The organism is Collinsella sp. OM06-18AC (assembly GCF_003438785.1).
GTDB lineage: Bacteria > Actinomycetota > Coriobacteriia > Coriobacteriales > Coriobacteriaceae > Collinsella.
This window is the reverse complement of sequence record NZ_QSTX01000010.1, coordinates 85,221-95,539: the sequence shown is the minus strand read 5'-3', so window position 1 is coordinate 95,539 and position 10,319 is coordinate 85,221. Positions and strand designations below refer to the sequence as shown.

The 10,319-nt window shown below is 61.8% G+C and carries 10 protein-coding genes; all 10 read right to left on the bottom strand.

Annotated features, from left to right (window positions below; genetic code table 11):
• Positions 1-129 precede the first annotated feature (129 nt).
• The 10 genes from DXB86_RS07535 to DXB86_RS07490 all read right to left on the bottom strand — a co-directional run bounded on the left by DXB86_RS07535 (position 130) and on the right by DXB86_RS07490 (position 10,284).
• The gene (locus tag DXB86_RS07535; protein WP_117736690.1) at positions 130-2,376 is read right to left on the bottom strand and encodes a polyribonucleotide nucleotidyltransferase; all 2,247 of its coding nucleotides are present in this window, start codon (positions 2,374-2,376) and stop codon (positions 130-132) included.
• A gap of 150 nt (positions 2,377-2,526) precedes the next feature.
• Positions 2,527-2,805 (bottom strand): 30S ribosomal protein S15, encoded by a 279-nt coding sequence (gene rpsO, locus DXB86_RS07530; RefSeq protein ID WP_099431792.1) that lies wholly within the window; start codon positions 2,803-2,805, stop codon positions 2,527-2,529.
• Between the two features lie 138 nt (positions 2,806-2,943).
• A complete protein-coding gene (gene recO, locus DXB86_RS07525) occupies positions 2,944-3,693 on the bottom strand; it encodes a DNA repair protein RecO (protein WP_117736689.1) in 750 nt (249 codons plus the stop codon).
• Between the two features lie 15 nt (positions 3,694-3,708).
• Entirely contained in the window at positions 3,709-4,776 is a 1,068-nt protein-coding gene (era, locus tag DXB86_RS07520) for a GTPase Era (RefSeq protein ID WP_199411017.1), read from the bottom strand.
• A gap of 12 nt (positions 4,777-4,788) precedes the next feature.
• Positions 4,789-5,166: a diacylglycerol kinase family protein gene (locus DXB86_RS07515; RefSeq protein WP_117736688.1), complete on the bottom strand. Its 378-nt coding sequence runs from the start codon at positions 5,164-5,166 to the stop codon at positions 4,789-4,791.
• A gap of 9 nt (positions 5,167-5,175) precedes the next feature.
• Entirely contained in the window at positions 5,176-5,685 is a 510-nt protein-coding gene (gene ybeY / locus DXB86_RS07510) for an rRNA maturation RNase YbeY (RefSeq protein ID WP_117736687.1), read from the bottom strand.
• Entirely contained in the window at positions 5,682-6,668 is a 987-nt protein-coding gene (locus DXB86_RS07505) for a PhoH family protein (protein ID WP_117736686.1), read from the bottom strand. The genes ybeY and DXB86_RS07505 overlap by 4 nt, the downstream gene beginning before the upstream one ends.
• Positions 6,649-7,941, bottom strand: coding sequence for a MiaB/RimO family radical SAM methylthiotransferase (locus DXB86_RS07500; RefSeq protein ID WP_117736685.1), 1,293 nt, complete (start codon positions 7,939-7,941; stop codon positions 6,649-6,651). The genes DXB86_RS07505 and DXB86_RS07500 overlap by 20 nt, the downstream gene beginning before the upstream one ends.
• Before the next feature lie 9 nt (positions 7,942-7,950).
• Positions 7,951-9,099, bottom strand: a complete 1,149-nt coding sequence (dnaJ, locus tag DXB86_RS07495) for a molecular chaperone DnaJ (RefSeq protein ID WP_117635252.1) — start codon at positions 9,097-9,099, stop codon at positions 7,951-7,953.
• A gap of 81 nt (positions 9,100-9,180) precedes the next feature.
• Entirely contained in the window at positions 9,181-10,284 is a 1,104-nt protein-coding gene (locus tag DXB86_RS07490) for a DnaJ domain-containing protein (RefSeq protein ID WP_199408033.1), read from the bottom strand.
• Positions 10,285-10,319: the final 35 nt, after the last annotated feature.

Here is a 10,319-nt window from a genome sequence, read left to right as displayed (position 1 = left end):
CCACTTAATGTGGCCTCCGTCGTGAGCAGGACTGTAGAGCAGGAAACTTTACCCGCGGCCCCCGCCGGGAACAGCAAAAGGGCGACCCCTGTCCGGAGTCGCCCTTGCGGTGCTGGTTATGTACGGCTGTTACTCGGCGTCGTGGTGACGGCGGGGCTTGCGGCCTCCGTTGTCGCCGGGACGGCGCGGACGGTCGCTGCGCTCGGAGCGCTCGCGACGCGGACGCTCACGACGCTGGAAGTGCTCGCCGTCGCCCTCGGAGGCACCCTCGGCGCGAGCCGGGGCCTCAGGCTTGTCAAGACGATCGAGCGAGATCTTGCCACGGTCGTCGACCTCGATGACGACGACCTTGACCTCGTCGCCCACGTTGAGAACATCCTCGACCTTCTCCACGCGGCCCTTGGCGACGCGGGAGATGTGGAGCAGGCCGTCCTTACCGGGCAGAAGGTTCACGAAGGCACCGAAGGGCTGGATGGAGACAACGCGACCGGTGTACTCCTCGCCCGGCTCGGGAACCTTGATGATGAGCTTGATGCGCTCGACAGCCTGGTCGACGGACTCGCCGGTGCCGCCGACAAAGACGGTGCCGTCCTCCTGGATGTCGACCGAGGCACCGGTCTCGTCCTGGATGCCGCGGATGACCTTGCCGCCGGAACCGATAACGTCGCGGATCTTGTCGGTCGGAACCTGGATGGAGACGATGCGCGGAGCGGTGCTGCGCGTGGTGTGGCGCGGCTCGGGGATCACATCGAGCATCTTCTGCAGGATGAAGGCGCGACCCTCCTTGGCCTGCTGCAGGGCGCGGGCCAAGATGTCGAAGGTAAGACCGGTGGCCTTGTTGTCCATCTGCAGGGCGGTGATGCCCTCGGTGGTACCGGTGACCTTAAAGTCCATGTCGCCCAGGAAGTCCTCGAGACCCTGGATGTCGGACAGGACCACGGTCTTGCCCTCCTCCTGGATCAGGCCCATGGCGATACCGGAGACCGGGCGCTTAATGGGCACGCCGCCGTCCATAAGGGCGAGCGTGGAGCCGCAGGTCGAAGCCATCGAAGAGGAGCCGTTGGACTCCATGACCTCGGAGACCACGCGAATAGCGTAGGGGAACTCGTTCTCATCGGGGAGCACCGGGAGCAGGGCGCGCTCGGCCAGGTTGCCGTGACCGATCTCGCGACGCTTGGGGCTGCCCATGCGGCCGGTCTCGCCGGTGCAAAACGGCGGGAAGTTGTAGTGGTGCATGTAGCGCTTGCCCTCGGTGGGCTCGATGGTATCCAGACGCTGGCCCTCGTTGAGCATGCCGAGCGACAGGACGGAGAGCACCTGGGTCTGACCGCGCTGGAACAGGCCGGAGCCGTGAACGAGCGGTAGGTAATTGTCCTTCACCATGATGGGACGGATTTCGTCGGCGGCACGGCCGTCGACGCGCTCGCCGGTCTCGACGACCATGGTACGCATGGCCTTCTTCTCGAGCTTCTTGAGCGCCACGGGGATCTCGCGCTCCCAAGCGGCCTGCTCCTCCTCGGTGAACTCGGCGCGGATGGACTCCTTCAGAGCCTCGACCTTACCGATACGGGAGAGCTTGTCGGCATCGCGAAGGGCGGCGGCCATCTCGTCGTAGTGGGCGAAGATGCGCTCCTGGACCTCCTCGACGGGCTGGTCGAGCGGGTACTCCTTCTTGACGATGGCGCCGTTGACCTGCTCCCACTCAGCAACAAACTCGTCCTGAGCCCGGCAGAAGGCGGCAAGGGCCTCCTGGCCAAACTTCATGGCGGCGAGCATGTCGTCCTCGGAAATCTCCTCGGCGCCAGCCTCGACCATCGAGATGAAGTCGGCAGAGCCGCCCAGCTCCAGGTCCAGGTCGGAGTTTTCGCGCTCCTCATAGGTGGGGTTGACGATAAACTCGCCGGTCTCCACGTTGCGGCCGATACGTACGCAGGCAAGCGGGCCCTCGAAGGGCACGCCGCCGAGCGTCATGGCCAGGGAAGCACCCATCACGTTGATGACGTCGAAGGGGTTGACCTGGTCGGCGACGAGCGAGGTAGCGACGATGTGCACCTCGTTGCGGAAGCCGTCCGGGAAGCTCGGACGAATCGGGCGGTCGATCATGCGCGCGGTGAGCGTGGCCTTCTCGCTGGGACGGCCCTCACGCTTGAGGTAACCACCCGGGATGCGGCCGGCGGCGTACATCTTCTCGTTGAAGTCGACGGTCAGCGGGAAGAAGTCGTAGTTTTTGCGCTCCTTGGAGACGACCACGGTGTCGAGCATCGTGGTGTCGCCCTGCTTGACCAGGCAGGCGCCGGTGGCCTGCTTGGCAAGCTCGCCCGACTCAAAGGTGTAGGTCTTGCCGTACAGCTCAAAGGTCTTGGATACGAGTGTCATTGTTCTCCTTTACCCCGCAGACCCCTTGCCTGCGGGCTTCTCATGTGACGCGGGCCCCCTGCCCCCGCCACGCTTCAGAGCGCGATTGTTCACGCCCTTACACAAAAAGAGCGCCCCGCTGCGCAGGACGCTCTTAGCATGTACAAATCCTTACTGGATGTTGTCGCGGATGCCCAGAGCCTTAATGAGCTCACGGTACTCGACGATGTCGTTCTTCTTGATGTAGGAGAGAAGACGACGACGACGGCCGACGAGCATGAGCAGGCCACGACGGGTGTGGAAGTCCTTCTGGTGGGACTTCATGTGCTCGGTCAGCTCCTTGATGCGCTCGGTCAGGATGGCGACCTGAACCTTGGGGTTGCCGGTATCGACCGGGGTGTTACCGAACTGGGCAGTCAGCTCCGCCTTGCGCTCTTTGGAAACAGTCATTGTTTCACCTTTCGTTTTGCGTCGCCCACGGGCGACTCGATTCGCCTCGGACTGGGAAGCCGCCGGTGGAGCGAGCAACCAAGGTCGAGGTACCAACAGGTCGGTATGTTACCACAAGCAGACCGCCCATGCGCATCATCACCGACCCAACATGAATTCCATCGCACGGAGGCGCTGGTCGGTATGCGTCGCCGCCCACACATGCGAAAGCCCGAGCAAAAAAGCTGCTGTATGGGGGTCGATCCTCTCGGTCATAAGCACATCGAAGGTCATGGACATGAGGGCGCGCAGCCATGCGACCTCGCCGGTCGAAACCAGCTCGGCACCCGAAACGCTCGACGCACACGACCCGCACATGAGACCGCCCGCCTGGGGCGAAAAATACGACAGCATGGGGTCTCCGCACAGCACGCAGGCCGAAAAATCGGGTCGATAGCCAACGTGCGACAGCAGCTTAAAGACATATGCCGCCACAAGTAGATCCATATGCGCCGCGTCGAGCCCGCTGCCCACCAGGGCAAGCGCTCGCTGCGTTATGGCAAAGGTAAACGGGTCCTCGGCGTCCTCGAACGAGCACACGCGCGCGACCTCGGCGATCGCGCTTGCGGCGCATGTCATCTCGTAATCGGGAGCAGCGCCGAGCGGCGCCTCCATAAGCTCGGCCTGGGAAACCACGTCGAGCGACCGTCCATGCGCAAGCAGCAGATCAACGGTACAGAACATCTCGCAGCGCGCCGCCAAGCGCCCACCGGGTTTGCGGGCCCCCTTTGCCACGGCACGAACCTGGCGACCCCGCTCGTCAAGCATCGTCAGAATCAGATCGGTCTCTTTGAGCTTGGTCTTGTCGAGCACGAGCACCTTCGTGCGATATGTCCGGGAGCCTGCCATGCGCGCTGCGCGTCCTTAGTCCTCGGCGTTGTAGCCAAAACGGCGAATCTGAGCCTCGTCGTCGCGCCAACCGGCCTTGACCTTCACGTCCAAATCCAAAAAGACCTGCATGCCAAAGATGCGCTCAAGATCGCGACGGGCGTCGATACCGATATGCTTGATCATCTCGCCGCCCTTGCCGATGATGATGCCCTTTTGGCCCTCACGCTCGACATAAATGGTGGCGTGCACACGCAGCACCTTCTTGGTCTGCTCGAGCGCATCGCAAATAACGCCAACGGAGTGCGGAATCTCATCACGGGTGCGGCGCAAGACCTTCTCGCGCACAAACTCGGCAACGAGCGTCTCGTCGGAAGCATCGGTACCCATGTCCTCCGGGAACCAGCGCGGGCCCTCGGGCAAAAAGTGCGCAACGGTATCGATGAAGGCATCGACGTTAAAGTTCTTAACCGACGACGTCACGATCTCGTCGTCATAGTCCATCAACTCATGGGCAGCCTTCAGCTGCTCCATGACCTGTGCGGAGTCGGCCTCATCGGCCTTGGTGAGCACCAGGACCTTCTTGCAGCGGGCGCTCTTGACGCGCTCGGCAACCCAGGCATCTCCCCTGCCGATCGGCTTGGTGGCGTCAATCAAAAACGCGACGACGTCAACATCGTTCAGCTCGAACAGCGCGCTCTTGTTGAGCTCGGAACCCAGGCCATCCTTGGGCTTATGAATACCCGGGGTATCGACAAAGACCAGCTGGTAGCCGGGACGATTGACGACGGCGCGCATACGGCGGCGGGTCGTCTGTGCCACCGGTGAGGTGATGGCGACCTTTTTGCCGTAGCAAGCATTAAGTAGCGTGGACTTGCCTGCGTTGGGGCGACCGACCAGGGCCACGAAGCCGCTGCGGAAACCGGGTTCCACGTCACCAAAGCCCATAGGACCGTTGTCCTCGTCGTACAGGGCGTCGAGTTCCTCATCGCTCATGCCCTCAAACGGGTCGAACTCCTCGACTTCCTCGAACTCCTCGGTATCCACCGCGTCCAGGGACACGTCGTCCAGAACCTCATCGGTAGGCTGCATATTGTCGGACATGGGAATCCCTTTCTAAATAAAGCAGAGCGCGTGGGCAAATACCAGCAAGCCCACAATCGCGGCGGTGATGGAAAGAACGTATACAGAGGCGGCGGCGATATCCTTCGCACGCTTTGCCAGCGGATGGAGCTCCTGGGTCGCCAGATCGACAATCGCCTCCATGGCGGTGTTGCACAGCTCGCCGTGAATCACCAGGCCACAGCAGATGATAATCGTAGCCCACTCGGCAATGTCGAGCCCCACAATGCAGCCGGCAATGACAGTGCACACGCCCGCCACGAGCATGACCTTAATGTTGCGCTCGGTCTTGACGGCGGTGACGAAGCCCTCCATGGCGTAGGAAAAGGACTTTAAGAAGGACGGATGGTCCTTGTTCGATCCGGGAATCATAGACGGCTCCTAGTCGTGGGCGTGGTTGGTGATGGGGCCGACGTGGACTAGCTTGGGGTCCTCGCCGCGCTCGAGCGCCAGATCGCGCAGGATGGCGTCCTCGCGGGCCTCCATGACCTCGGCCTCGTCGTCCTCGATATGGTCATACCCCAGCAGGTGTAGCATGCCGTGTACGAGCATCAGGCGGCACTCGTCGGCAGGGCTATTGCCAAAGCCGGGGGCCTGACGGGCAATGACCTGCGGGGCCAAGATGATATCGCCGAGCTCGAGCGTCTCGTCGGCGGGAATATCCTCGTCAAAGGCCGAGTCGCATTCAAACGAGAGCACATCGGTGGTGCGGTCGATGCCACGCCACTCGTGGTTGAGCTCGTGCATCTCGTCCTCGTCGACATACGAAAGGGAAATCTCGACTTCACGTTCAACGTCCTCGGCGGCAAGCACAACCTCGCAAATGTGCTCCACCTCCTGCGCGTCGAGCAGCGTATCGAGCTCGGCATCGTTGCTGATCAATACACTCAACGGGACTCCTTTCGGTCGCGCGAGCGCTGCTCACGCACGTCATCATAAGCATCGTATGCCTCGACGATACGACCCACCAGGGCATGGCGCACCACATCGGCGCGCTCCAGGTGTGCAAACGCCACATCGTCGACACGGCCCAAAATCTTCTCGACATCCGCCAAGCCACCACGACGACCCACCAGGTCGCGCTGGCTGAGGTCGCCGGTAATCACGAACTTGGAGTTGAATCCAAGTCGTGTCAGGAACATCTTCATCTGCTCGGGCGTGGTATTTTGCGCTTCGTCGAGCACCACGAAGGCATCGCTCAACGTACGACCGCGCATATAGGCAAGCGGGGCGATCTCGATCACGCTGCGCTCCATAAGCTCATCGGTGCGCTCGCGATCCATCATGTCAAAAAGGGCGTCGTAGAGCGGACGCATGTACGGATCGATCTTTTCCTCGAGGGTGCCGGGCAAAAAGCCCAGGTTCTCCCCTGCTTCGACAACCGGACGCGTCAAGATCAAACGGCCCACCTCGTGGCGCTTGAGCGCGGCAACGGCGAGCGCCATGGCCAGATAAGTCTTACCGGTACCGGCTGGACCCAGGCCAAACGTGATGGTATGCGAGCGGATGGCATCCACATAGCGCTTTTGCCCGAGCGTCTTGGGGCGAATGACGCGACCGCGATACGAAAGCAGCACGTCATCGCGAAGCGACGTAGCCTCGTGCTCACCATCGCGCAAGACGGCCAGGCAGCGAGAGACATCGTCGGCAGACAGGGTACGACCGGCCGCCGCCTCGCGAAAAGCATGTTCGAAAAAGCGAGCCACGAGTTCGACCTCGTCCGGGTCACCGCTCACGGCGATGCAATCGCCACGGGCGACCACATGGGCGCGAACCAAGCTCTCGAGTGCACGAAGGACGCCGTCGCCGGCGCCCAAAACGCACGAGGGATCAATTCCCTCGGGAACGGTAAGTCTAATCTTCGAGGCTTCCATGGACCTCCCTGCGCGCATGGACCAAGCCGGAATCATCGACTCCGATGATAGCAACATCGAGCAGGCACGGGGCTGTAAGTCCACAGGTATCGTCAAGACGGGCATGATGGAACGAACCGAGCGTCAGGCTGTCACCATACTCGAGCACGGCACGCTCGACAGTGCCCACGCGACGACGAGCATCGGCAATAGCGAGCTCCTGCGCCGTGTCTCGCATACGACGGCTGCGCTCGGCCATAACCTCGGGCGGCACCTGGTCGGGCATGTCGGCAGCAAGGGTACCGGGACGCTTGCTATAGCGGAACACGTGCATACGCGAGAAACCCACACGGCGGCACAGCGCCAGCGACTCCTCGAACTCCTCGTCCGTCTCACCAGGAAAACCGACGATGACGTCGCACGAAAGAGACGCCTGCGGCAGGATGGCGCGAATCATGCGCACCGTGTCCTCAAAGGCCTCGGCACTATAGGGACGACCCATGCGATGCAGCGTCGCCGTACAGCCGGACTGCACGGGCAGGTGCAAAAACGGGGCAATACGCTGCGGATAGCGCGCCATAACCTTAAGCAGGCGCTCAGAGATATCCATGGGTTCGACCGAGGAAATGCGCACATGCGCAATAGTCGTGCGCTCCATGATGGCCTCGAGCAGCTCATCGATTTCGACATGCTCGTCGGTCGCGCTCTTGCCATCGTAGGCACCCAGGTTCACACCGGTCAGCACCACCTCGGGCACGCCGGCCTCTTGGGCCTCGCGAACTCGCTCAAGCACGGACTCGACGGGCACGGAGCGCTCGGGGCCGCGCGCCTTCCACACAATGCAATAGGTGCAGCGATGGTTGCAGCCGTCCTGGATCTTCACGCCCAGGCGAGAGCGACCGAGCGCATCGACCACCTCGTCATCGCTGCAGGCGGGAACGCTATCGGACTCAACGCCCAGCACCTCGCAGACACGTTCGGCGACATCGATCTTGGACGGCTCGGCGATCACGCGATCCGAAAGCTCCAACAGCTCCTCGGGATGCAAATTGACCACGCATCCGGTCACGACCACATAGGGCTCGTTTGGATGGGCCAGCGCATGACGGACGGCCTTACGGGTCTTGGCCTCGGCCTCGCCCGTAACGGCACAGGTGTTAATGACGATCAGATCGGCATCGTGGGGCTCCACCATAGCAAAGCCCAGGCGCATAAGATCAGCAGTGATATGGTCAGACTCAACCCGGTTGACACGGCAGCCGAGGTTGACGACGGAAATATGGGGTGCGAGCACGCGGGCTCCTTAATCGAGGATATCGTCGAGGGCACTCTTGATACGGTCGGTCACCGACTTCTTACCGGAAGCGACGTCATCGCCCATCTCATCGGCAAAAGCACGGAGCAGCTCGCGTTGCTTATTGGAAAGATTGGTGGGAACGACCACGCGCAGTTGCACGATCAGGCGGCCACGCGAACCGCCACCGCCAATGCGCGGCATGCCGTAATTATTGACGCTCACGGTGTCGCCGTACTGGGCGCCGGCGGGAACCGTCACCTTAACGACCTCGTCGGGCATAATGCCCTCGACCTCGATCTCGCAGCCGAGCGCAGCCTGCGCAATCGAGATATCGCTCACCAGGTACAGGTCATCACCGTTGCGCTTAAAGCGCTCATGGTCGGCGACGCGCACGTTGACAATCAGGTCGCCCGAAGGCTCGCCGCGAAGGCCGGCCTCGCCAAAGCCGCTCACGCGCAGCTGGCGACCGGTCGAAACGCCGGCGGGAATATCGATGTCGATCTTTTCGTGCGAAGGCGTGCGGCCCTGACCGTCGCAGGTCTCGCAGGGATGGTCGATAACCGTGCCCTCGCCATGGCAGTCGGGGCAAGGCGAGGAAGACTGAACCTGGCCCAAAAACGATCGCTGAACCGTCGTGACGTAGCCCGTACCGTGGCAGCGACTGCACTGCTTTTCCTGTGCACCCTCGGCCCTACCGGTACCGTTGCAGTCCTCGCAAGGAGCAAGGCGATCATAGCTGATCGTCTTTTTGCAGCCGAGCGCCGCCTCCTCGAGCGTCACCGAAAGCGAGATGGCCATGTCACGTCCGCGACGACGCTCACGACGGCTGCGGGCGCCACCACCGGCGCCACCGCCAAAGAACGACGAGAAGAGGTCGTCCATACCCATGCCGCCAAAGATATCGTTGATGTCGACATAACCAGAGCCACCGGGGCCGTCCGCGGTGCCGTAACGGTCGTAGTTAGCACGCTTCTGCTCATCGGAAAGAACGGAATAGGCCTCGTTGAGCTCCTTGAACTTGGCCTCGGCCTCGGGATCGTCCGAAACATCCGGATGTACGGTACGGGCCTTCTTTAGAAACGCACGCTTAATCGTCCGCGCGTCGGCATCCCTGTCGACGCCAAGCACCTCGTAGTAATCCCTATTTTCCGACACGACCGAATCCTTCCGACTTTCATTATTGTCACAGTGCGTCCTATACCCAAGCTGGGCCGACCGCAAACAAAGGGTTTGATGTTATTGCATTTGATACGGCGAAAGCATGGCCCGTTGCGAGCAGCTCGCGAACCAAACCGACACGAGCGCGAACATGAAGCCGTTGGCAAAACCGTTGGCAAACTGCATCGCACCGCGCTTCCACCACAGCAGGCTGCGATGAAGCACACCGTCCGAAAGCACCATGAACAGGCCCATGGTAAAGGGGATAAAGCACATCACGGCAAAGGCCGAGAACACGCCCGAGATGGCCGACAGCACCAAAAACGGCGCCACGATGCCCATCAGGTAAAAGCCAGTACGGGCCTTGCCTTCCAAGCGCTCGGCCTCAACATGGGCGCGGCCGACCAAGTCGCCGCCCGCGGCACCGTTAGTGCCAGCATGGCCCATGCCGCTAATGCGGACCTCGTCGCCATCGTGCGTGCCGGCAGGAAACTCAATCGTCTGCTCGGAGGTTACGCGAGTACGACCGCTGCCACCGCAATCAGGGCAGGGATCGGCCACGACTTTACCGGAACCGCCGCACTCGGGACAGACCGACTGGAACGTGCCCGCACCAAACAGGAAGGACAGGTCGACGTCGATGTGGCCGCGGCCACCGCAGCTCGGGCAGGTATGGGCATGCTCAGACGAAACGGAGCCCGAGCCGCCGCAGTTGCTACAGGTATCGAAGCGCGTGTAGCGGACGGTCTTGCGGGCACCGCCCTTGGCCTCCTTGGCGTCGAGTTTGATATCGACGACCACGTTGGCGCCGTTCTCGGGATTGTAGGCAGCCTGGCCGCGACGCTGCTGGCCCCAGGCGCCACCAAAGGGAAAGCCGCCCTCAAAGGGATTGCCATAGCCCGTGCTGCCGGCGTAGCCGCCACCATAGGGCGAAGCCGTAGGAGCACCGGCAAAGGGATTGCCAGAACGCATGGCATCGTAGCGCGCACGTTTTTGCTCATCCGAAAGCACGGCGTAGGCCTCGGAAACCTCTTTAAACTTTTCCTCGGCATCCGGCTCTTTATTGACGTCCGGATGGAGCTTACGGGCCTTTTGCTGGAAGGCCTTTTGAATATCACGCGAGGTGGCGTCCTTGGAGACACCCAGAATCTCGTAGTAATCTTTTTCGTTCATCGTCGCCATGCGCGGCAACCTCCTGCTCAAAGCAGCGTATATAT